This is a genomic window from Lachnospira pectinoschiza (genome assembly GCF_900103815.1).
GTDB classification, from domain to species: domain Bacteria; phylum Bacillota; class Clostridia; order Lachnospirales; family Lachnospiraceae; genus Lachnospira; species Lachnospira pectinoschiza_B.
The window spans coordinates 43,681-68,255 of the sequence record NZ_FNHZ01000005.1; the positions used below are offsets into that span (position 1 = coordinate 43,681).

Here is a 24,575-nt window from a genome sequence, read left to right on the forward strand (position 1 = left end):
TGACAATTTAATTTTACAAGTTTTCCAAAAAGTTTTAAGATTTCTCACAAGCAAGTAAATATGCCAGTTATGGCGATTGGTTGTTTTAGTTATGAGGAAGTTACTAATAGATTTGACTTGCAATTTATCTTTAGGAAAGGGATTAAAGCTTATGGAAAAAGAAATGAGAAGACCAGGACTTTACAGATCAGATTTTGAACATGATAACTGTGGTATTGGTGCCGTAGTTAACATCAATGGTGTGAAGACACACAAGACAGTATCCGATGCGTTAAGTATTGTGGAAAATTTGGAACACAGAGCAGGTAAGGATGCTAAGGGAGAAACAGGAGACGGTGTGGGAATCCTTCTTCAGATTTCTCATAAATTTTTCGAAAAGGTTACAAAGAACACAGGAATTTCTATTGGAAAAGAAAGAGACTACGGAATTGGTATGTTCTTCTTCCCTAGAGATGAATTTGCAAGAAATAGAGCCAAGAAGATGTTTGAGATTATTGTTGAGAAGGAAGGCATGGAATTCCTTGGTTGGAGAGAAGTTCCAACAACACCAACAGTTCTTGGTAAGAAGGCAATCGATTGCATGCCATTTATTGAGCAGGCTTTCGTTAAAAGACCTAAGAAGGTAAATCAGGGTATCGACTTTGATAGAAGACTTTATGTAGCAAGACGTGTATTTGAGCAGACAGCAGAGGATACTTATGTATGTTCACTTTCTAGTAGAACAGTAATTTACAAAGGTATGTTTTTAGTTGGTCAGTTAAGAAAATTTTATCTCGATTTACAGGATGAAGCTTACGAATCAGCTATCGCCCTTGTACACTCACGTTTCTCTACTAACACAAATCCAAGTTGGGAAAGAGCTCATCCTAATAGATTTATTGTTCACAACGGTGAAATTAATACTATTAAGGGTAATGCAGATAGAATGCTTGCAAGAGAAGAGACAATGGTTTCTCCATACTTAGAAGAGGAAATGTCAAAGATTACACCAGTTGTCAATGTAAATGGTTCAGATTCAGCTATGCTTGATAACACTCTTGAATTCCTTGTTATGAATGGAATGCCACTTCCACTTGCAGTTATGATTACAATTCCTGAGCCATGGGCTAAGAATAAGTCTATGAGCCAGAATAAGAAGGATTTCTATCAATACTATGCAACAATGATGGAACCTTGGGATGGTCCTGCATCAATCCTCTTCTCAGATGGTGATGTAATGGGCGCTATCCTTGATAGAAATGGACTTAGACCTTCAAGATACTATGTAACAAATGATGGTTACATCATTCTTTCATCAGAAGTTGGTGTACTTGAAATTGATGAGTCAAGAATTGCAAAGAAGGATAGACTTCGTCCAGGTAAGATGCTCCTTGTGGATACAACAAAGGGCAAGGTTATTTCTGATGATGAGTTAAAGGAACATTTTGCATCAGAAAAGCCTTATGGCGAATGGGTTGATTCTGAGCTTGTTTGGCTTGCAGACTTAAAGATTCCTAACAAGAAGACACCTATGCACACTAAGGAAGAAAGAGCAAGACTTCAAAAGGCCTTTGGTTATACATACGAAGACTTTAAGACTTCAATTTTACCAATGGCACTTAATGGCGGTGAAGCAACTGGAGCTATGGGTATTGATACTCCACTTGCAGTACTCTCAAATCATCATCAGCCATTATTTAACTATTTTAAGCAGTTATTTGCTCAGGTTACAAACCCACCTATCGATTCAATTCGTGAGGAAGTTGTAACATCAACAACAGTTTACCTTGGTACAGATGGTAATCTTTTACAGGCAGAGGCTAAGAACTGTAAGCAGCTTAGAATCAACAATCCTATTCTTACAAACTCTGACTTACTTAAGATTAAGTCAATGAAGGTAGAAGGCTTTAAGGTAGAGACAGTTCCTATTACTTACTATAAGAACACATCTCTAGAGAAGGCTATTAACCATCTTTATATCGAGTGTGATAGAGCCTATAAGGAAGGGGCAAACATCCTTATCCTTTCAGATAGAGGTGTGGATGAAAATCATGTCGCTATCCCTTCATTACTTGCAGTATCAGCAGTACAGCAGCACCTTGTACAGACTAAGAAGAGAACTAGTATGGCAGTTATCTTAGAGTCAGGTGAGCCAAGAGATGTACACCATTTTGCAACATTACTTGGTTTTGGTGCTTCAGCAATTTGCCCATATCTTGCCCTTGAGTCAATTCAGGAATTAATTGACTATAACATGCTTGATAAGGACTATAACGCAGCAGTTGATGACTACAATAAGGCAATTATTAACGGTATTGTAAAAATCGCTGCTAAGATGGGTATTTCTACAATCCAGTCATATCAGGGTGCTAAGATTTTTGAGGCAATCGGTATTAATTCTGATGTAATTAATAAGTATTTCTCAGGTTGTGTATCAAGAGTTGAAGGTATTTCTTTAAAGGATATTGAGGAAGATGTTGAAGTCCTTCATTCAAAGGCTTTTGATCAGCTTGAATTAAATGTTGATACAACTCTTGATTCAGTTGGTGCTCATAAGTCTAGAAGTAACCAGGAGGAGCATTTATACAATCCACAGACAATACATTTGCTCCAGCTTGCTACTAGAAATGGCGACTACGAAACATTTAAGGAATACACAAGTCTAATTAATAAAGAGACAGGTGTTAAGAATTTAAGAGGTCTTATGGACATTAAGTTCCCTAAGACAGGAATTGATATAGATGAGGTTGAATCAGTAGATTCTATTGTTAGAAGATTTAAGACAGGTGCTATGTCTTATGGTTCAATTTCTAAGGAAGCTCACGAAACAATGGCCATTGCTATGAACATGCTTCATGGAAAATCTAACTCTGGTGAAGGTGGTGAAGATGAGGATAGACTTACACCAGATGCAGATGGAAGAAGCAGATGCTCAGCCATCAAGCAGGTAGCTTCAGGTAGATTTGGTGTTACATCTAAATATCTTGTTTCTGCTAAGGAAATTCAGATTAAGATGGCACAGGGCGCTAAGCCAGGTGAAGGTGGACATCTTCCAGGAAAGAAGGTTTATCCATGGATTGCTAAGACTCGTCTTTCAACTCCAGGCGTTGCCCTTATTTCACCTCCACCACATCATGATATTTACTCAATCGAAGATTTAGCTCAGTTAATCTACGATTTAAAGAATGCTAATAAAAATGCGAGAATTTCCGTTAAGTTAGTATCTGAAGCCGGTGTTGGTACAATCGCTTCAGGTGTTGCAAAGGCTGGTGCTGGCGTAATCCTAATTTCAGGTTACGACGGTGGTACAGGTGCAGCTCCAAAGTCATCTATCCACAATGCAGGTCTTCCTTGGGAACTTGGTCTTGCAGAAGCACATCAGACATTAATTATGAACGGTCTTAGAAATAAGGTTGTAGTTGAAACTGATGGTAAGCTTATGAGTGGTCGTGACGTAGCTATTGCAGCTATGCTTGGTGCTGAGGAATTCGGCTTTGCCACAGCTCCACTTGTAACAATGGGTTGTGTAATGATGAGAGTATGTAACCTTGATACTTGCCCTGTAGGTGTTGCAACACAAAATCCAGAGCTTCGTAAGAGATTTAAGGGTAAGCCAGAATACGTTGTAAACTTCATGAAATTTATTGCTCAGGAATTACGTGAAATCATGGCTAAGCTTGGAATCAAGACAGTGGATGAATTAGTTGGTAGAACTGATTTACTTACAAGCAAGGAAGTTACAAATTCAGGTAGATGGTCAAAGGTATCTCTAAAGCAGATTCTTGATAATCCATACATCAAGGAAGCTTCAGAGATTAAGTATGATTCTAAGAAGGTATTTGACTTCCAGCTTGAAAAGACAGTGGATGAAAAAGTACTTCTTAAGAAATTTACTAAGGCCTTTGATGAAGAAGAGCCTTATAGCTTTGAGACAAATGTTACAAATACAGATAGATCTCTTGGTACTTTACTTGGTGCTGAAATCACAAGAAGATTTAGCGATAAGTTAGAGGATGATACATATAAGTTAAAGTGTAATGGTGCTGGCGGTCAGTCCTTTGGTGCCTTTATCCCTAAGGGCTTAACAATCGAGCTTGAAGGTGATAGTAACGATTACTTTGGTAAGGGCTTATCAGGTGGTAAGTTAGTGGTTTACCCACCTAAGAAGGCTACTTATAAGGAAGATGAAAATATCATCATTGGTAACGTAGCACTTTACGGCGCAACAAGTGGTAGAGCTTATATAAATGGTGTAGCCGGCGAAAGATTTGCAGTAAGAAACTCAGGCGCTACAGCAGTTGTAGAAGGTGTTGGTGATCACGGTTGTGAATACATGACAGGCGGTATCGTTGTAGTTCTTGGTATGACAGGTAAGAACTTTGCAGCTGGTATGAGCGGTGGTGTTGCTTATGTTCTTGATGAGGATACTTCTTTATATAAGAGAGTTAATAAGTCATTAGTTTCTCTTGAAGCTGTAACTAATAAGTACGATGTATTAGACCTTCACACATTAATTGAAGAGCATGCTAAAAACACAAACTCAAAGAAGGCTAAATTAATCTTAGAAAACTTCGAAGAGTATCTTCCTAGATTTAAGAAAATCATGCCACATGACTATAAGAGAATGTTAAATATGATAGTTCAGATGGAAGAAAAGGGTATGAATTCAAAGCAGGCACAGATTGAAGCATTTTATGCAGCAACTAAGTAAGTATAGGAGGATATAGTAATGGGTAAAGCAACAGGATTTTTAGAATATAAGCGAGTAGGAGCCAAAGCTATTGCTCCTTTAGAAAGAATTAAGAACTTTAATGAATTCCACACACCTCTAGATGAAATGGCTCAGAGAAGACAGGCAGCACGTTGTATGGATTGTGGCGTACCATTTTGCCAGGCAGGTGTAACTCTTAAGGGGATGACAAGTGGTTGTCCTCTTAACAACCTCATCCCTGAATGGAACGACCTATTATATACAGGAAACTACAAGCAGGCTTACAACAGACTTAAAAAGACAAGTAACTTCCCAGAATTTACATGTCGTGTTTGTCCAGCCCTTTGCGAGAAAGCCTGTACTTGTAACCTAGACGGGGAGCCAGTTTCTACTAAGGAAAATGAAATGGCTATCATTGAATATGCTTATGCTCACGGCTATGCAGACCCAAAGCCACCAAAGACTAGAACAGATAAGAAAATCGCAGTCATTGGTTCAGGTCCTAGTGGTCTTGCAGTAGCAGATCAGTTAAACTTCAGAGGTCATAACGTAACTGTATTTGAAAGAGCAGATAGAGTTGGTGGACTTTTAAGATATGGTATTCCAAACATGAAGCTTGAAAAGCACATTATTGATAGAAAAATTGATGTCATGGAAGCTGAAGGCGTGGAATTTAAGACAGGCGTAGATATTGGTAAAGACCTTAAGGCTAAGGATATCTTAAAGGATTACGATGCAGTAGTACTTTGCTGTGGCGCTTCAAATCCAAGAGATATCAAAGCAACAGGTCGTGATGCTAAGGGCATTTACTTTGCAGTAGATTTCCTTACAGCAACAACAAAGAGCCTACTTGATTCTAACCTTACAGATGGCAAGTACATTTCAGCTAAGAATAAAAATGTAATTGTTATCGGTGGTGGTGACACAGGTAATGACTGTGTTGGTACATGTATTAGACATGGCTGCAAGTCAGTAACTCAGCTTGAAATGATGCCAAAGGCACCGGATGAAAGAACTGAGACAAACCCATGGCCACAGTGGCCTCTCATTTCTAAGACTGATTACGGTCAGGAAGAGGCTATTGCAAAATTTGGTCATGATCCAAGAATTTATACAACTACAGTTCAGGAATTTAAAAAGGATGCAAAGGGCAACTTAAAGTCAGTAGTAACAGTAGAGCTTGAAAGCAAGCTTGATAAGAAGACTGGCAGAAAGATGATGGTTCCAGTAGAAGGAACTCAGAAAGAACTCCCTTGCGAGTTAGTCCTCATTGCAGCAGGTTTCCTTGGCAGCCAGAAGTATGTAGTTGATGCCTTTGGTGTAGAAGTAAACGAGCGTACAAACGTAAAGACAAGTCTTGATGGCTTTGCAACAAACGTAAAGGGCGTCTTTACAGCCGGCGACATGCACACAGGCCAGTCCCTAGTAGTAAAGGCTATTAAGCAGGGTAGAGACTGCGCTAGAGAAGTGGATACTTACTTGATGGGTTATACAAATTTGTAGATCGCGCTAGGAAGCTTATTTCGTCCCGAAGCGCAGTTGCGGTCGAGGGTGCCTAAAAACCCGCGATTAATGCAAGAAAGGCACACGCCAAGAAATATAATAAGAACAAAGTGGCTAAATCTCTAAATTAGTGGGATTTAGTCACTTTTTTTAAAAATTTTCCGGGAAATGAAAGCTGAAATTCGGCCTTAGATTTCCGGAAATTGACCTAACTTGCTAATAAAACTCACAAAAGTCAACAAATTTCTTAAGTTTAGAAAGCCCCTAATAATTTCTTGTGCTCAAATCTTAAAGTAGAAGTAAAAAAGGCACAAAGCTTTAAAAGTTAGAATAAAATTTCTGGGGCGCAACCCAGAAGCTTATGGCTAAATTTCCGATATCAAAAGATTACAGGCACAACAGCCAATTAAAAGCAGTGATTCCAAGAAATCAAGCTGTGCCTATAATGGTGTAATTCTTACCCTTAGCCACAAAACCCCAATTTATGTATCAAAACCTCTATCAAAGCACCCATCAAACCCCTCACTCAGCATACATCTAGCCACAGCGAAGCGAATGGCGACCGTTTCACACCATCACACCCGTCCCACACCACCACGCCCGTTCTACATCCATCTCCCCACTACAATGGCGTCCGGATATGCGTCGAAGCCATTCGGGGGTGGGGCACAATGAAATCTCGAGCACAAGTTTGGGAGGACATGCTAACCTGGCAGGTACTTGAAAGTTGGCATATCCAAAGGATATAGCCAACTTTCTTAGTATCCTTTGCCAAGGTTAGATAGCGGGAGCGTGTCTCTCCCAAACTTAGTGCTCGAGATGCAATGTCCGTTCGTGCCCCCTCCCCCAGGGGCTTCCCCACCATATCCGACGCAATATCTTGTATATCGCTTGTGAATTTCCTCATAATATAGTATAGTAATAATATATTAAGTTGTTCGTGCGAAACTGGGGGATTTGTAATATGAGGGATAGAAAAAACAGCATTTCAAAAAAGAATATCGAATTAACAAACATGAAAAGGGCAATTAAGTCATCCTTTGTTTTGGCGGTGATTTTGCCATTTTTAATGCTAGCCTACGGACTCACTAGTTGGAACGACAACGGCCTTAAGATAGCCTTTATGATAGGCGCAGTGATTTTGGAAATAATTCAGATTAGCTATTGCGTTGTACTTTATATTCAAGTGCGAAACGACGAATTTGAGACTTTTAAGATCCTTTACATGTCCTATTATGTAATCACTGTCATCATGCTAATGCTGGCATCTGGAAGTGATATGAAAGTCTTTGATTCCGAAATTTTATACATCATCGCTTGTGCGTACTTTATATTTGTTCCAATAGTTAATGAAAAAGACCGACTTATAATCATTATCGCCATGTCCGTGATAATGGTGACTATGGTTCTCATTTTCAGAATGGATGTGAGATACGTTATAGATGTGTGTCTGATTCAGATTTTGACTATGTTTGTTTCGAGATATCAGCACAATATTAACTTGCGACATGAGAAGATGAATAATTCTTTGCGAAAAAAGACGGATTATTCAGAACACGACCCACTTACAGGCTTGTTTAATAGACGTGGCCTAGAGAGTCGAGCTAATGCCATTTGGCCATATTGCGAGAGAAATAAGGTGTCGGTTGGTATCTTGGCTTTAGATATTGATTACTTTAAAAAATATAACGATGCTTATGGACACCCACAAGGTGACGAGTGTCTTAAGCAAGTTGCAAGGGTTTTAAGAGAGTCAGCCCAGAGAAGCACTGATGTTGTAACAAGAACTGGCGGCGAGGAGTTCATTATTTTCGTGCAGGACACAGATGAGCACAACATCGTTCAGTTAGCCCTAAAGATTAGACGAAACCTAGAAGCTGCAAAGATTCCACATGCTTATAAGGCAATTTCTAATTATGTTACCGTAAGTATTGGTGCAGCTACTTTTGTTCCTGGCTATGGTAAGGATTTTGATAAGCTTTATGAAAATGCAGACAAAGCCCTCTACGCAGCCAAGAATAACGGAAGAAACTGCATAGTTTATGAGGGAAACCTCTACGGGAGGATTAAAAACGGAATAGCACAAGTTATCTCAATGTAGGATACTAATAGGAATATCAGTGGGATACTAATAAAGAAAATTAATGGACCTAAGGCAATAAATTAGCCTTTTAGGTCCATTTTTATTGGTGAAAAAATCTCAAAAAAAGGAATTTAGAGGGATTTTTTAGAATGTAATTTTATACTCCTAAATACTTTAGTAATACTATTATAGTACTAAGGTACCTAAAAATATTTCTAAAAACTTAAGTTGTTAACACTTAATTTTTGTAAAAAAAGGACATTTTGTGAATTTACAGACAATTACTTGTATAAATTGCACAAAGAAATTGCAATAATATATAATTAATCAACAAAAATCCACAATAAGATTTAATTTTTAAAACAATAAAATCCCCCCACAAAAGTTGCAATTTGAGTTTTTATATAGTATATTTGTTAAGGCTTAAGAAAAGAGCCAGTAAATGCGCAGAATATCTAGAATATTTTGCCTTGAGAGGATTAGAATTAAAAATGGGGAGGTAGGGATATGTTAACAGTATCTATACTTTTGGACTCAGTGGAGAAAGTCCAGAGATTTGTAAGTGCAATTAGTAAATATGGTTGTGGTTTTGACGTGGAGTCAGGTTACAGCTGCGTGGATGGTAAGTCATTAGTAGGTTTATTTAGCCTAGATATTAGCAAGCCACTACAGCTTACAATTAATGATGGTAATAATGAAATGGAAGATGTTTTAAGAGACATTAACGAATTCATGGAATACTAATTCTTTATGATAAATAACACCAGGAGAAATCTTGGTGTTTTTTTATGCTCTAAAAGCATTCAACTTAAAAGCATTCGACCTGTAACGATTCCTTATGCTATAATTTTTTTATGAAGATAATAGATACATTTTCATAAAAGAGCATAATCTAGGAGAATGGATATGAAGAATTACGACGAGGCAAAAGAGAAGAATTTATATGCCACAAAGTCTAGAGGCTATGGGAAAATCATGGTTAGGGACCAGCTTGACGATAATGGCGAGGAAGTTAGATATTTGCTGGTAAATTTCCAGAAGGAATCTGCTATGTTTAAGGCACCAGAAAAAAGAGACGAGCTTTGTTTTGCCTACACCAAGCAATTTGCCAACGCCTTTAAGATAAATAGTCAGATAAAGGATAGTTTGCTTATTGGCGGCGCTGCATTTTCATATCCAAAATACTATCTAAGCCACTACCCAGAGGCTAGGCTTGATGTGGTGGAGATAAACCCGGAAATGCTTGAAATAGCCAAGAAATACTTCTATTTAGAGGATTATATAAAAATGTATGCAAAGGCCGCAAATGGAGCAGATAACGGTCGTCTAGGCATCCACATTCAGGATGGAATGCAATTTTTGGCGGCATGCGAGAAAAACTACGATTTAATTATTAACGACGCTTATATTGGCGCAAGCCTTGATTCAGGCCTTATGTCTTATAGAGGTGTGGCACAGATTAAGCGTCACCTAAACGCTGGCGGCATCTATATGGTAAATATTATCACGGCCTTAACGGGCTTTTTTGCCAATGATCTTAAGAAAGCTAGGGAGGTTTTTGGGGCGAATTTTAAAAATGTATACGTCTACCCTGTAAGGCCCGACCTATCAAGTCTTGAAAAGCAAAATTGCATTCTTATTGGAACAGATTTGGAAATTCCTAAATTAGATGTGATTGAATAATAACAGTATAAATGAAAATGGAAGTACTCAAATGAATACTTCCATCCCCTCGTATAATTATTAAAACTTAAGTGTTTATGGGCGTTATTGCCCTTTCTTTATACTAATCGTATAGAAAGTTATTGTCAACTAAAAAGTGCGAAAAAACTAGAAAATCTCTATACATTTTCAAAAATATCCCTGTAAAAATTATAATGCTAAATTAAAGCAAAGGAACGTAGAATAAATATCCAAGCAGTGAGGGTTACACTTGATAGAAGCGTAGTTAAAACCACGATGCTTGAGGATAAAACCTCGTCGTTATCCATGGCTTTTGCCATAACAAAGCAAGTAACGGTAGTTGGTGAGGCAAGCATTACAAGGATTGCGATAAGTTCCTGGTTTCTAAAGCCCATAAAGATGGCGATTGGCACGAAAATTGCAGCAAGTAGGATAAGTTTTATAAAGCTTGCAATAATTGTAGGCTTGATTTTCTTTATGGCCTTGCTGCCCTCAAAACTTGCGCCAATGCAGATTAGAGCAATAGGAGTAGCGGTTTGAGCTATATTTGCAATAGTCTTATTAATTATGGCAGGGTATGTAAAACCTGCAAGAGAAGAGGCAAGACCTAGTAAAATTCCAATAATAATAGGATTTTTAGCAATATTAATTGCGGCTTTCTTTATAGTATCCTTCTTTGAAAGGTCGGTGTTTGCTGGCTTTCCGTGAAGCTCTGGATGAGCCTTAAAGGTAAGGATTATTACTGCGAAAATGTTAAAAAGTGGGACAGCAGCAACAATCATTAAAGGTGCCATGCCCGCGTCTGCGTATATATTTTCAATAAAGGCAATTCCAAGGATTGCGGCAGAACTACGGCAAGAAGCCTGCACGAAAGCCCCTTTCATGGAGTCGTCCTTCATAAAAATTTCCGTGAATAACCAAGTTAGAGAAAACATAAGAAATGTTACGATAAAGCAAAAGAGAACGAATTTCAAATCAAAATCTGCCTTAAAATCTGCGGTTGATAAATCTCTAAATAATAAAACAGGTAATGAAACTTTGAAAACGTAGCGATTTGCCACGGTTGCGAAATGCTCATCAACGATGCCAAGCCTTCTTATGACATAACCGATAATCATGACTAAGAAGATGGGAATAGTAGAGTTTAAGCTAAATACAAAAGAGTCCATAAATCAAATCCTCCTAATAGTGCTTTTTGAAAGCTATTAGTAAAACAATAAAAGAATTTTTTGAAAATGTAAAGATTATTTTCTTCGGGAAATATTGGGAATAGCTTAATTAAGCCAGCTTTAAAGAAATTATAAAACAAAAAAGCATCAGGTAAAACCTGATGCTTTAGCTAGTGCAGACGGCGGGACTTGAACCCGCACCCAAGCAATATGGACTAGATCCTTAGTCTAGCGCGTATGCCAATTCCGCCACGTCTGCTTAAGTTTTTGTTGTCTGCTGTATGCCAGCGACTTGTATATATTAACACCGGCAGAATTTATTGTCAACACATTTTTTGAAAAAAAGTGGCTAAAATACTAATAAAGACGGGATGTCAATTATTGATATAACGATTTATAACAGATTATTTATTGATGATTTATTGATGTATTTATTGAAATAAAGAAAGGATAGTTTATAAAGATATCATTTTTAATTTCTACTAGGGCTTTGTATAATGAGTCTAGATAAAGATATATGAATTGTAGTTAATTTAAGATCATTATTTTCTTTTAAGATTATGATTTAGTTAGAAAATTAGGAAAGGAAGAGAAATGCAGGAATTAAAGAATCAAGAAGAATTAGATGTGCTTATAAATAGTGAGAAGATATTAGTGTTAGATTTTACTAGTAAAACTTGCGCTCCATGTAGCGCTATTAAGGAAAAACTAACTTCCTGGGGAAGGGCTAAAGCAGGCATTACATTGCGTTCAGTTTCAATTGAAGAACATCCAAAGCTTGCAGCAGATTTAGAGATTTTCTCAGCCCCAACAGTTTTAGTTTTTGCAGAAGGCAAGCTAACTATAAAAGAAGCTGGTTACTTTAGCCTAAGCCAGTTAATAGAAAAGATAGAGAGATTAGAAAGCCTATTATAAGTGCCTGATATAAATTGTAAAAAAAAGGACATAGCTTACACTGCAGTAAAGCGGACATTCGGAATCCGCTTCGCTACTTCCTCATGAACGCAGTGGCACTTTGTGCCACCTGTCAGAAGGGGCTTTAACCCCTTCTGACACTAGTAAGCTTTATCCCCCGCTTAAAGCTTACGCTTTTGAAGCGGGGGATTGCTTACACTGCGTTCAATTATTGACAGTAAATTTTTGCTGATTTAAAATAGTTTAAGTGAGCGGAAGTGTTGGAATGGCAGACAAGCAAGATTCAGATTCTTGTGTGGTAACACGTGTGGGTTCAAGTCCCATCTTCCGCATTAGTAAAAAAGGAACTACGGCTTGAAGCCGTGGTTCCTTTTTTAGTAAGGCCGAGGAGTCCCTTGAACCCAGAGTTCAGCGGGTCTTCGTTTCACTACGGTCGGCGCTAAGCCAAGGTCCCCTGGACCTTGAGCGCCCTCGCCCTTACGGGCTTCGTCGGTCGGTTCGGAGGGAAAAAGGTCCACTGGACCTTTTTCTTAATCCTCCTCACCTCGTCTTCCGCCACGTCCCGGGAGAAGAGAGTGAAACCTACAGCAAAGCTGTGGTTTTAGGGGTACAAAATGGGGTACAAAAATTTCACCCTTTATTCTTAATACATCCGAAATCTAAATTATGCTATAATAAACTGAAACTTATTTTTGAAGGATAAATTTTTATGAAAAAGAAATTAGGAATATTCGCCCTTATTTCAGCGATGATACTTGTTATAGTAGCCTTTGCATATTGGAAGCTTAAGGGTAGAGATAATGAAACTGGAATTGTAATAGAAGAAGCAACAAGCCTAGATTGCCAGGAGGTTTCTGAGGAACAGACACAAGAGCCTACAAGTGAGAGTGAAAGTCAGGAAACAAGAAGGGTATATTTAGATGTGACTAACATTTTACAAAATCCGGAACTTCCTACAGGCTGCGAGGCGGTTTCGGCGACTATTGTGCTAAATTATTATGGCGCTAATATGTCAAAAACTGAGTTGGTGGATAAATATTTGCCTTATTCAGATGACCCTAATCAGGGCTTTTGCGGCGGAACACCTTACGATAAGCCCGATGGTAGCGATTTGCAGTGGGTGGCTGCGGCACCAATTGCAACAGCGATGAATCAAGCTTTAGTGGCTCACGGCATGAATTACACAGCTAAGGATATTTCAGGAACTAGCTTTGAAAATGTATTGACCTATGTAAAAAATGGACAACCCGTAGTTTTTTGGGCCCTTGAAAATATGTCTAGAGGCTCTCATACCTTAGTTTTAATGGGTTATGACCTAGATGCAGGAGTTTGCTATTTTGCAGATCCAATGAAGAGCGGAATTCAGAGCTATTCTATGGATGCCACTAAGTATGCCTATAACACTAGAGGACAGTATGCAGTTGTGGTGGAATAGGGTTGTTAAATTAGAATATCTAAAACTTATACAAATGATGATATAAAGTATTATTTCATATTGTCCGATATCATTTATACAGTTTTGATAATGTGATTATTGGCACTGTAAAAAGAACAATTTATATAATGATGGAGGCAATAATATGAAAAGGAAAAAATCATTCTCTAGAGTGCTAGCTGTTTTTATAGCACTCTCTATGGTTATAACAATTGTTGTAACTAATCTTTATTTATCAAAAGCTATAAAGGTAAAAGCGGCTGGCTTTTATTTTGAGGATTGTATTTCTGATGTAGTTTTATATGATAGCGGTTGTTTAAAGTCAATGAAAGTAAAAATTGTTAATGATGGTGCGGGTTATGCTACTGCTTATGGAAAAATAGCTATTCATTCTAAACAATCTCCTTATAATTATAATGATCCATATATTAACTTAAGTACTGATGATTGTGATGATTGGAGTGCTGTAGATGATACGTATCTTAAAAACAATGACGGCTTGCTTGAATGGGGAGCTGGAGCTGAATTTGACTGGACTGTATGGACTTCGTCAGTGACGGATGGTTCTAATATAGTTACAGTTGATTTTGATGATGGAGATATAAATTTAAACGAAGATGGTACTTTTTACATTTATTTATGGACTAGATCTACATCATATGGTATCTATACGGATGGCCTTATTGGAACAATATCAGCGGGTTCTGGTAATTTAACTGTTGGCAATCAAGTTGTTGCATCTGTTAGTAGTTCAGGTTCCTCTTCAACAGAAATTAATACAACAAGTGGAGATACAAGTGTGGTTTCCTCTGAGGGGGTTTTAACAATTAGTGCAAGTTCAACAACTGGCGCAATGGCTGATTATACAGCCGATACTATTACTTCTACAGAGTGGTATCAGAATAAGGATTCGATAACATCAATTGTGGTTTCTGAAGGGGTAACTAATATTGGTGCTTATGCCTTTAAAGATTTTTCTAATGTAACAAGTATTTCGCTTCCATCTACTTTAACAGCAATAGAAGAATCTGCTTTTGAAGGTTGCAGTTCTCTTACAAGTATTACAATTCCTTCAAGCGTTACGACTATTGAAGATAATGCTTTTAGTGCTTGTAGCTCCTTAACTAGTATTACTGTACCTGAAAATGTAACAACTATCGGAGCTGGTGCATTTTCACAGGCAAGCTCAGTAACGAATCTAGTTTTTAATGGGGTTCCAACAAGTATTTCAGATACAGCCTTTACTGGAATTGGTAGTTCTAGCCCTGCTAATTTAACATATCCATCTAGCTGGACTTTAACTGACTGGGAAAATAATACAACTAGTTGGTATGGTGGATACTTTAATAGCGAATCTAATAGTTCTTCAAGCTCAAGTTCTTCAAGCTCAAGTTCTTCAAGCTCAAGTTCTTCAAGTTCAAACAGTTCAACTACAGATTCATCAACAACTACAACAAATGTTAATTATGAAGATGTTGAGTCAGAAGTTGGTGTAGTTAATGATATTACCGGTAGCGAGGCAGCAACTGCTGAGACAAATACATTTGAAACAAAGATTGAAAACAATACCGATTTATCTACACTTCTTAGTTTATCTGAGGAGGAGGTAAGCGAAGGCGTTAATGTTTGGCTTGATGTGACTGATATTAGCGAGGCTGTACCAGAAGAAGATAAGAATTTAATTGATAGTTTAGTAGGAACTGTGGATAGTGAAGATGATTCAACAAACTTCCAAATTGGCATGTATATTGATGTTAGTTTGTTTAAAAAAGTGGGCTCAAATGAAGCAACAAAGGTAACGACAACTAATGGAATGCTTGTTGCAAGTGTTATAATTCCGGAATCTATTAGGGCTGATAATAGAGAATATGAGATTATTCGTGTTCATGATGGTGAAGTTAGCATAATTGAGGGAAGCTATGATACAGCTACTAATGTGTTTACATTTGAAACAGACAGATTCTCTACATATGCAATTGCTTATAAGGAATTAAATACATCAGATACTACAGAAAGCTTACCAGATACAGGAGATAATTCAAATGTAGTATTTATGGTTATTTTAATGTTATTTGCCTTAACTAGTCTATCATTAATTAAAGTTGATAAAAAGAATTATTAGTTTTTAAAGATATATTTAGTTTAAGTAACCAAGAGATTTTCAAGCCTAGAGGATAATTCCTCTGGGCTTTCTTTGCATCCATGGATTAGCCAGAGTAGGAAAATGTTGTAAACTCCTCCAGCTAAGAAATAGGACTTATATTCGTCATACTCCTCCTTGTGAAGTTCTAAAAAGACGCGGTCAAACTCATCCTTAATAAGATAGATAAGGCCAGCTTTATAGATTAATTGGCAGATGTTGGCATATTTTTTAAAATGTGAAAAAAGTTTTTGAAAATATTCTTCACTGCTATCTCCTTTGTAACTAATCTTAGTTTCCTCAAGAAATGAGTTTGTAATAGCTTTAATCCAGCTTTTTAAAACATCTTCCTTTGAGGAATAATTTCTATAAAAAGACATTCTTGTAACCCCGGCTTTCTCACATATTTTTGTAATAGAAATGTCCTTGTAGTCCATTTTTTTCATAAGAATTATTAAGGCATCACTTAGATATTCGACCGCTAATTTTTCTCGTGCAATTTTCATGTTACAAAACCCCCTTCACTGTCACATTTAGCATAAAATATATTTTAAAGGTAATTGTTTATGTTACAATTTTAGTAATAATTGTTTTAATTGTTATTTTACTTGTGAAGGCTGCATTTACACCAATGGTGCCAAGTAACTACACTGAAACTGTTGAAACAGGAGGGGAGTTAGAAAGTTACTATTTAAAAAATGGAGAACATGAAGTGGCATATTTTGAAAAGGACATAGATGAGGATTTTAAGAAGTATGAAGTATATTATCCTAAGGATTTGATAAAGGAAGATACAACACTTCCTGTTATTGTGACGGTGAATGGAACAGGGGTTAAGGCCTCTAAGTATAAGACGCAGTTTAAGCATTTTGCCTCTTGGGGATTTATTGTTATTGGAACTGAAGAAGAGGAATCCTGGGACGGGGTGGCAGCAGAGAGCTCTCTTGCCTTTCTTTTAGAGGAAAATGAGAATAGTGAAAGCATTTTCTATGGAAAAATTGATGTAAACAATATAGGAATTATCGGACATTCTCAAGGCGGAGCAGGCGTATTTAATGCAATTACTAATATGGAACATAGCAATTTATATAAGACTGCAATTTCTCTTTCACCAACTAATGAGGAGATGGCTGTTTCTTTAAAATGGTCTTATGACGTAACTAAGATTAATTGCCCAATTATGCTTCTTGCAGGAACTAAGGGCGATTTTGAGATGAATATGGTAATCCCAACAGAGGCTATGTATGAACTTTATAATAAAATTTCAGCGCCAAAGCTAATGGCAAGACGAAAGGGCATGGAGCATGGCCAGATGCTTTATAGCGCTGACGGTTACAATACTGCTTGGTTTATGTGGCATTTGCAAGAAGATGAAAATGCAGCAAAAGCCTTTAAGGATAATGGTGAAATTTATACAAATGAGCTTTATCAGGAGCAAAAATCAGATTCTTTATGATATCATAGATAAGTAGAGGATTGAAGAGATACATTTTACATAATTAAGTAATTATAAAGGAAGGTTCTAAGGGGCTTTCCTTTTTTGTTAAATTAAATAATAAAAATATAGAATTAATCTAGTTAATAATACAAATGTGTGCTATAATTATATTAAATATAGATTTTATTGGTATAATAGACTTTGGTTTTAGGGGCAGAGGGTACACCGATGAAAAGAGTGAAAAATTTTATAAAAAATAATATTTTGCTTGTAACAAATATTATTATCATTGTGATTGGCGCAATATTTGCAATTGTTCTTTCAGTTAATAGCTTGAAATCTATTATAAAGAAAGACATGGAAAATACCACTAGTGCGCTTTTTGATGGGGTTTACACATCAATTAGTGATGTTTTAGAGTATACAGTTAATTATACTAATGGTATGTGTAATGACTATTTTTTACAAGAAATGCTTGATTTAGAAGATGAAATGGATGAGGCCGAGTTTGAGGATATGATGGCCCAATATCTAGAGAGAAATCGAGCAGCAAATAACTGGGAGGGCGCTTATTTAATATCGTGTAAAACAAATAAATATTATACACCAGATGGCGTGGGTAAGATTGTAGATCCTGAAAATAACGAGTATGACGTTTGGTATAAAAACTTCATAGAATCGGGCATGGAGTACGGTTCTGACTTAACTTATGATGAGTTTAATGATCAGGAATACGTTATATTTACAGATAGAGTTATGAGAATAAATGGTGAAGTGCGCGCTGTTCTTGGCTGCGCAATTTATCTTACAGATATAACTGATGATATGAAGCATTGCGCTGATGAGTACAATGTCGATGTATGTTTAACAGATGTTGATGGAAATACAACTCTAGACATTAATGGTATCAACCTAGTAGAGTCTTATTATTGTAGATACTACACTAATGACATGGTGGAAATAGACCAGATATATACGGATGATGGTTACATTATAAGAAGATATATTCCTGATTTGGGAATGTATTTAGTAGTTAGAAATAATCACTACAGTTTATCTGAAAAATTCATAAAGATTTATAGAGGTGCAGTTATTTATGCCTGTGTTATGATTTTGATTTTGACATGCTTAAACTTCTATAGATTTAGAGGTGAAAAGGCTGTACTTAAAAGCAATATCTACACGGATTTCCTAACACAAATTTCTAATGTTAAGGGCTTACAAACCAACATAAAGACCTTTATTAGCGGCGGTAATAGTAAGGAAATTGGCGGGTCTATGTTCATTTTAGATATTGATAATTTCAAACAGATAAATGATAACTTTGGACATAGAAAAGGTGATGAGGTGCTTCATATGTTTGCCAATGAGCTTTCAAAAGCTTTTAGAGCTGGTGATATTGTGGGCCGACTTGGGGGCGATGAATTTATGGTGTTTTCTCCAACTCTTAACGATTATAAGCACATTGAAAAAAAGGCACAAGAGCTTAAAGAACTGTTTCAGTGGACAATTTCAGAATCTGGAAAAGCTGTTAATATATCAGTAAGTATTGGAGTTGCAATCTATCCAAAGGATGGGGCAACTTATGAAGAACTTTATAAGACTGCAGATAAAGCCCTATATTATGTAAAAAAACATAAAAAGGATGGATATTGCATATATGGAAAAATTAGCTGATTACTTTTAATACGTTATGTTCACATATTCATAGTATATTTGCTTTTATATAATTTTTATGCTAGTCTTTTTTTGCTTTATTATTTGGTAGAAAAAATTTTATATTAGGAGCTTTATTATGAAATTGACAATGCTTGGAACAGGTAATGCATTAGTATCAGATTGCTATAATACTTGTTTTATTTTAGAAGATAACAATGAATTGTTTATGGTTGATGCAGGTGGCGGAAACCAGGTACTTAGTCAGATTAAAAAGGCTGGATATGACTGGAAAAATATTCGTCACATTTTCTTAACTCATAAGCATATAGATCACCTTCTTGGCGCTGTTTGGATGACTAGAATGATTTGTCAGAATATTAGACAGGGTCAATATGAAGGAGATGCATATATTTATTCACATAAGGAAGTTTTAGACTTACTTAGAGATATGGCTAATAAGCTTATTCAGAAAAAAGATACTGCTTTTATTGATAAGAGATTACATTTCGTAGAAGTTAAGGATGGGGAAAGTCTTGAAATAATCGGACATAAGGTTGAATTCTTTGACATTTTATCAACTAAGGCTAAACAGTTTGGTTTCTGTCTTGAAATGGCTGATGGAAAGAAGTTTACATGTTGTGGTGACGAACCATTAAATGAGCAACTAGAAAGTTATGCTAAAGATGCTAAATGGTTATTACACGAGGCATTTTGTCTTTATTCACAGGCAGATATTTTTAAACCATACGAAAAACATCATTCAACAGTAAAGGATGCTAGCGAATTAGCAGCAAAGCTTTCAGTTGAAAATGTATTGCTATATCATACTGAAGAAAAGAACCTTGCAAATAGAAAAGAGTTATACACTAAGGAAGCTAGAGAATACTACAATGGTAATATCTTTGTGCCAGATGATTTAGAAGTTATAGAGTTATAGAGATTTAAAGCCTAGTGAATTATTTTACTAGGCTTTTTGCTATATGTAGGAAATATAAATGGGACTTATGTTATATTAGTATGACATAAGTCCCCTACACAAACAGCTTGTGGAATTGGAAAAAATAGTGATAATAAGCAAGTTACACAAGATAGCCTTGCATCTAATTAAAATCTTAAATCGACACATTTTCAAATCTGTGTTTTATCACCACTTTTTTTGGGCTCGTATATTTGTTCGATTAGCTATTGAAATTTTTATTAGGTCTTGTTATAATCATAATAGAACAGGTGTTCTATAACTGTGAAATGGTGATTATAATTTTAGAAGGTGGATGACATGTATAAGAGAAAGCCTGTAGATGTAATATTGCAGAACAATATAGATGGTACAATTATCCCTTTAAAGCTTAGAATTAAGGGAGAAGATGGAGAACAATACGAGTGTAAGGTAATAGGTTATATAGACCTATCAGGCCAGGGAGCAAGGACCTTTGCCGATGGAGTCTATGTCTCTAATAGAAATTTAGTTTATAAGTGTAAGCTACAAGTGGAGGATAAGGAGAAGGTGGTGAATTTATATCATATACCAAGTATAAGTGCTTGGTTTATAACGGTTTGATTTTATTTGACAAAGAAAGTTTATTAATATTGGTTCTTTTAATTATTTTTGTAAAAAAAGAAAAGAAAAAGAACTAATCCAATGCTTAAAATCTATACTTCATTCCCTAAAATTTCTTTCTTTACAAGATTATAATTTCTATGCTATCATTAATTTTAAATAAGGGAATGAAGTTCTCCCTAAGTATTTTTACTTAAACCGCTATTATAAGCTGATGACTTCTGCGATTAAATTTTACGCAGAAGCTGTCGGCTTTTTTGCGTATATAGGAGGAATTTATGTTATTAAGTATTTCTTTAATTTTCATTATGGGAATGTGTCTAGGCTTCATATGTAAGAAGTTACATTTGCCAAGCCTAATAGGCATGCTAATTACAGGCATTGTGCTTGGACCTTTCGTATTTGACTTAATTGATCCAAGTATTCTTAACATTTCATCTGAGTTAAGAAAAATTGCCCTAATCATTATTCTTACAAGAGCAGGCCTAGGTCTTGATATTTCAGGCCTTAAAAAGATTGGTAGACCGGCGATTTTAATGTGCTTTCTACCAGCGACTTGTGAACTTCTTGCCATGTTTATATTTGGACCAAAGCTATTAGGTCTTAGTCTACTTGAGGCAGCTATTACAGGTGCTGTACTTGCAGCAGTTTCTCCTGCTGTAGTTGTGCCAAGAATGGTAAAGCTTATGGATGAAGGCTATGGGGTTAAGGAAGGTGTGCCACAGTTAATTCTAGCCGGAGCATCTGTTGATGATGTCTATGTAATCGTGTTATTTACTACTTTTGTTAACATGATGCAAGGCGAAGGGGTATCAGTTATTAGTTTTGTAAATATACCTATCTCCATACTTTTAGGAGTTGTAATTGGACTTTTAATCGGATTTTTAATGTCCATTTATTTCAAAAAAATCCACATTAGAGATACCAGCAAGGTAATCATTATTCTTTGCGTTTCTTTCTTACTTGTGGCTTTAGAAGATAGCTTAAAGACTAGCATTACATTTTCAGCATTAATCGCCATCATGTTTATAGGTGTTGGCCTTCAAAAGAATAGAAAAGAAGTGGCAGTCAGACTTTCAAAGAAATATGAGAAGTTGTGGGTGGCAGCAGAGGTTCTACTCTTTGTATTAGTGGGTGCTGCAATCAACATCGACTACATCACAAAGGTGGGAGTTAAGGCAGTAATCTTAATATTTGCAGCCTTAATCTTTAGAATGCTTGGTGTCTTCTTATGTCTCATTTTTTCAAAATTAAACAAGAAGGAAAGACTCTTTACAATGATGGCCTACACTCCAAAAGCTACAGTTCAGGCGGCCATTGGAGGTATGCCACTAGCTCTAGGCTTTGCTTGTGGCGACACAGTTTTAACAGTGGCAGTTCTTGCAATCGTAATAACTGCGCCTATTGGAGCCTTTGCTATTGATAGTAGCTATAAGCATTTGCTAAAGAAAAGTTGATAATAAAGAAAATGATACAAATCCAATGGGGAGCCAAAAGGAGAGCAAGTTACTGCTTTCCATGGCTCTACCCATTGTAATTTCCATGCTTGTAATATAGGAATCTGTCCGGGGAATTTAATCCCTATAGTGCAAAAAGCTTTCATAAGGATTATCTTTTTTCGGGATTTACATCAACAATTTTGGATAACACCACCGAGAGTGATAAAGCAAGTTGGGAATTTAATCCCTATAGTGCGAAAAAATCGATTTAGTCCTACAATTTCCACTTTTAAAAAGAGCCATTTTTGAAATCTTGACCTAATCCCGAAAAAATCTTCTATAAGGATTATAAAAGCAAGTTAAAAGTTGCTTTAAAATTAGGGTTTAGGACTAACGGGAAAAAATATCTTAATTAGGATTAAAACTAGAAGTGTGATTCCAGGAAATCATTGACCCAACAGGGGGAAAACAAAGCTCCTGGGTCAACGATTCAAAAAAGAAGCGACCAAGAAGCTTCTAAGAGCCTCCCGGCAGCTCCAAACCACCGTTAGACCCACACTCCCCGGCAGCTCCAAGCCACCGTTAGTCCCACACTCCCCGGCAGCCTTCCCACCCCTTAATCCCCGAAAATTTTAAAGTGTTCTTTTTCCACAATTTATGCTAAATTAAAACTCGAGGAAAATACCTAGATTCTTCGTTGTATTGTAAAGTCACACTGAGAAAGATCTTGCAATGCCGTAAAGCGGACATTCGGAATCCGCTTCGCTACTTCCTCATGAACGCAGTGGCACTTTGTGCCACCTGTCAGAAGGGGCTTTAACCCCTTCTGACACTAGTAAGCTTTATACCCCCGCTTAAAGCTTACGCTTTTGAAGCGGGGGATTGCTTACACTGCGTTCAAAACACAGACAAAGAATCTAGTAAAAAGTAGGAAGAAGGAAAAGATATGGAATTTAATAATATTACTTTGATTGGTATGCCAACTTCGGGTAAGAGTACAATTGGTGTAATTGTGGCTAAGATACTTGGTATGGATTTTGTGGATGCAGATATTGTTATTCAGAATCGTGAGGGCAAGAAGCTAAGCGAAATCATAGAAGAGAAGGGGATTGATGGTTTTGTAAAGTGTGAAGGAGATGCAATCCTTTCAATAGAAGTTAACAACACAGTTATTGCCACAGGTGGTAGTGCAGTTTATAGCGCCAATGCTATGGAGAAGCTAGCTAAGAATTCTTTGATAGTGTATTTGAAACTAGAAAAGGAAGAACTATTTAGAAGACTTAAAAATGCTAAGGAGCGTGGAGTTGTGCTTCGTGAAGGTGAAAGCCTAGAAGATATGTATAATGCAAGGGCTAAACTTTATGAAAAATATGCTCATTTAACAGTTGAAGAAAAGAATTGCACAATGGAAGAAACAGTTGCTAAGCTTGTGGAATTAATTAGAAACGAACAAGCAGTAAGGGAATAATAATGATTAACGAAGAATTAATAATTGAAGTATGTAAATTTGACCAGGGAGATCCTAAAAGAATTCAGCATTTTATAAAGGTTTACGAATATGCTCATTTAATAGGCTTAAAGGAAAATCTTAATAGTGAAAGCTTAAGGATTCTTGATATTGCTGCTATTTTACATGATATTGGTATCCATCCTGCCATTGAAAAGTATGGAAGCTGTAATGGTAAATTGCAGGAAAAAGAAGGTCCGATTTATGCAAAAAAACTAATGGATAAATTTGAAGAAATAAGACAAGATGAAAAGGATAGAGTTTGTTATTTAATAGCTCATCATCACACATATAATAATGTGGATGGCCTTGATTTACGTATTCTTTTAGAAGCGGATTTTTTAGTAAATGCATACGAAGATCAATTATCTAAAAAGGCTATAAAAGAGTTTAGAGATAAGGTTTTTAGAACAAAAACAGGAATAGAATTAATAAATATAATTTATGACCTATAAAGGTTATAAAAAAGGAGTATATGCAAGTTAAAGGAAAAAATAAATTGTTGATAGCCTGGGCTATTTATTCTTCTTATATTGTTTTAGGATTTAGTTTAGTAGCTATTATTTATATGAATGATTTAGCCTTAAGAGATTGGCTTAAAGACTTTATGACAATTCTTTTAGTTGGAGGATTCTTTTTACTAGTTCTTGCAAGTTTAATAAAGGCAAGAAAGAAATTAAAAATCTATGTAGTAGCTATTTTAGGTCTTGTACTTACATTTTCTTTTGTAATTACGGTGCTTGTTTTGCTTTTTATTAGAGCTTTATTTTACACACCAGAGCATACTACTGTTTTAAATAATAAAAAATATACTGTTGAGGTTGATAATTTTTTAGAATTAAGAGTGGATTATTATGATTACATGGGCCCTTTTATAAGAGGAAATAAGAGAAAGGTTATTGCTGAATTTAATAATGGAGGGCCAGATCCATTTGAAAAATCCTATGAAGGAGAAGTGACTTACAGATTTTTTGACGATAATGGTAATGAAAATAGTAAGGAAAAAGCTTATTTTAAGGCAGATTAGAAGTAACTTTTAAAAGATTTCAATTAGGTAAAATACGCAAAAAAGCCGGCTTTATGCTGGCTTTTTATTATCTTTTATAAATAATTTTGTCACCAAGTGAAATTATTGTAAAAAAAATAGGAAAATGTTATAATATCGTAGTCAGTTTTATAAAGGAGGTTTTGTCATGAAACATATTAAGACAATTACAAACCGTGTATTAAAGGACACAATGAAAAACGGTGGATGTGGCGAATGCCAGACATCATGTCAGTCAGCTTGCAAGACATCTTGTACAGTTGGAAATCAGAGCTGCGAGAACAAGAATAATTAATTATTTTTGAAAGAGA

General features: G+C 36.1%; 19 protein-coding genes, 2 tRNA genes and 1 riboswitch. Of the genes, 18 read left to right on the forward strand and 3 right to left on the reverse strand.

Annotation, left to right across the window (positions count from 1 at the left end):
- Positions 1 to 151 precede the first annotated feature (151 nt).
- The 5 genes from gltB to BLQ66_RS08480 all read left to right on the forward strand — a co-directional run bounded on the left by gltB (position 152) and on the right by BLQ66_RS08480 (position 9,959).
- A complete protein-coding gene (gene gltB / locus BLQ66_RS08460) occupies positions 152 to 4,690 on the forward strand; it encodes a glutamate synthase large subunit (protein WP_074521882.1) in 4,539 nt (1,512 codons plus the stop codon).
- 18 nt (positions 4,691 to 4,708) lie between these two features.
- Entirely contained in the window at positions 4,709 to 6,193 is a 1,485-nt protein-coding gene (locus BLQ66_RS08465) for a glutamate synthase subunit beta (RefSeq protein WP_074521776.1), read from the forward strand.
- Between the two features lie 964 nt (positions 6,194 to 7,157).
- Complete coding sequence (locus BLQ66_RS08470; RefSeq protein WP_074521777.1) at positions 7,158 to 8,294, forward strand: GGDEF domain-containing protein; 1,137 nt, start codon at positions 7,158 to 7,160, stop codon at positions 8,292 to 8,294.
- 489 nt (positions 8,295 to 8,783) lie between these two features.
- A complete protein-coding gene (locus BLQ66_RS08475; protein WP_027432225.1) occupies positions 8,784 to 9,020 on the forward strand; it encodes an HPr family phosphocarrier protein in 237 nt (78 codons plus the stop codon).
- A 162-nt stretch (positions 9,021 to 9,182) separates the two neighbouring features.
- Positions 9,183 to 9,959, forward strand: coding sequence for a spermidine synthase (locus BLQ66_RS08480; protein ID WP_074521778.1), 777 nt, complete (start codon positions 9,183 to 9,185; stop codon positions 9,957 to 9,959).
- Positions 9,960 to 10,156: 197 nt separating this feature from the next.
- Here BLQ66_RS08480 and BLQ66_RS08485 read toward each other — a convergent pair whose 3' ends face one another.
- Positions 10,157 to 11,128, reverse strand: coding sequence for an AEC family transporter (locus tag BLQ66_RS08485; RefSeq protein WP_074521779.1), 972 nt, complete (start codon positions 11,126 to 11,128; stop codon positions 10,157 to 10,159).
- Between the two features lie 174 nt (positions 11,129 to 11,302).
- Positions 11,303 to 11,387 (reverse strand) — tRNA-Leu (locus BLQ66_RS08490).
- 335 nt (positions 11,388 to 11,722) lie between these two features.
- Between BLQ66_RS08490 and BLQ66_RS08495 the strand changes: the two genes are divergently transcribed.
- The 4 genes from BLQ66_RS08495 (at position 11,723) to BLQ66_RS08510 (ending at position 15,600) form a co-directional block, all read left to right on the forward strand.
- Positions 11,723 to 12,043 carry a thioredoxin family protein gene (locus BLQ66_RS08495; RefSeq protein WP_074521780.1) on the forward strand — a complete coding sequence of 107 codons (321 nt, stop codon included), beginning with the start codon at positions 11,723 to 11,725 and terminating at the stop codon, positions 12,041 to 12,043.
- Between the two features lie 251 nt (positions 12,044 to 12,294).
- Positions 12,295 to 12,375, forward strand: a tRNA-Leu gene (locus BLQ66_RS08500).
- Between the two features lie 377 nt (positions 12,376 to 12,752).
- Positions 12,753 to 13,478, forward strand: a complete 726-nt coding sequence (locus BLQ66_RS08505; protein ID WP_074521781.1) for a C39 family peptidase — start codon at positions 12,753 to 12,755, stop codon at positions 13,476 to 13,478.
- 145 nt (positions 13,479 to 13,623) lie between these two features.
- Positions 13,624 to 15,600, forward strand: coding sequence for a leucine-rich repeat protein (locus BLQ66_RS08510; RefSeq protein ID WP_074521782.1), 1,977 nt, complete (start codon positions 13,624 to 13,626; stop codon positions 15,598 to 15,600).
- A 20-nt stretch (positions 15,601 to 15,620) separates the two neighbouring features.
- On the opposite strand, the gene BLQ66_RS08515 is transcribed toward BLQ66_RS08510, so the two are convergent.
- Positions 15,621 to 16,124, reverse strand: coding sequence for a TetR/AcrR family transcriptional regulator (locus tag BLQ66_RS08515; protein ID WP_074521783.1), 504 nt, complete (start codon positions 16,122 to 16,124; stop codon positions 15,621 to 15,623).
- A gap of 104 nt (positions 16,125 to 16,228) precedes the next feature.
- Between BLQ66_RS08515 and BLQ66_RS08520 the strand changes: the two genes are divergently transcribed.
- From BLQ66_RS08520 to scfA, 9 genes are all read left to right on the forward strand, one after another.
- Positions 16,229 to 17,074, forward strand: coding sequence for an alpha/beta hydrolase family protein (locus BLQ66_RS08520; protein WP_180364711.1), 846 nt, complete (start codon positions 16,229 to 16,231; stop codon positions 17,072 to 17,074).
- A 210-nt stretch (positions 17,075 to 17,284) separates the two neighbouring features.
- Entirely contained in the window at positions 17,285 to 18,733 is a 1,449-nt protein-coding gene (locus tag BLQ66_RS08525) for a diguanylate cyclase domain-containing protein (RefSeq protein WP_074521784.1), read from the forward strand.
- 118 nt (positions 18,734 to 18,851) lie between these two features.
- A complete protein-coding gene (locus BLQ66_RS08530) occupies positions 18,852 to 19,652 on the forward strand; it encodes an MBL fold metallo-hydrolase (RefSeq protein WP_074521785.1) in 801 nt (266 codons plus the stop codon).
- 339 nt (positions 19,653 to 19,991) lie between these two features.
- Entirely contained in the window at positions 19,992 to 20,273 is a 282-nt protein-coding gene (locus tag BLQ66_RS08535) for a hypothetical protein (protein ID WP_074521786.1), read from the forward strand.
- A 154-nt stretch (positions 20,274 to 20,427) separates the two neighbouring features.
- Positions 20,428 to 20,504: riboswitch (Fluoride riboswitch) on the forward strand.
- Between the two features lie 47 nt (positions 20,505 to 20,551).
- Positions 20,552 to 21,730, forward strand: coding sequence for a cation:proton antiporter (locus BLQ66_RS08540; RefSeq protein ID WP_074521787.1), 1,179 nt, complete (start codon positions 20,552 to 20,554; stop codon positions 21,728 to 21,730).
- 928 nt (positions 21,731 to 22,658) lie between these two features.
- Positions 22,659 to 23,180, forward strand: coding sequence for a shikimate kinase (locus BLQ66_RS08545; RefSeq protein WP_074521788.1), 522 nt, complete (start codon positions 22,659 to 22,661; stop codon positions 23,178 to 23,180).
- Positions 23,181 to 23,182: 2 nt separating this feature from the next.
- Complete coding sequence (locus BLQ66_RS08550; protein WP_074521789.1) at positions 23,183 to 23,674, forward strand: HD domain-containing protein; 492 nt, start codon at positions 23,183 to 23,185, stop codon at positions 23,672 to 23,674.
- Between the two features lie 20 nt (positions 23,675 to 23,694).
- Entirely contained in the window at positions 23,695 to 24,246 is a 552-nt protein-coding gene (locus BLQ66_RS08555) for a hypothetical protein (RefSeq protein ID WP_074521790.1), read from the forward strand.
- Between the two features lie 166 nt (positions 24,247 to 24,412).
- Positions 24,413 to 24,559, forward strand: coding sequence for a six-cysteine ranthipeptide SCIFF (gene scfA, locus BLQ66_RS08560; protein WP_034245790.1), 147 nt, complete (start codon positions 24,413 to 24,415; stop codon positions 24,557 to 24,559).
- The last annotated feature ends 16 nt before the right edge of the window (positions 24,560 to 24,575 follow it).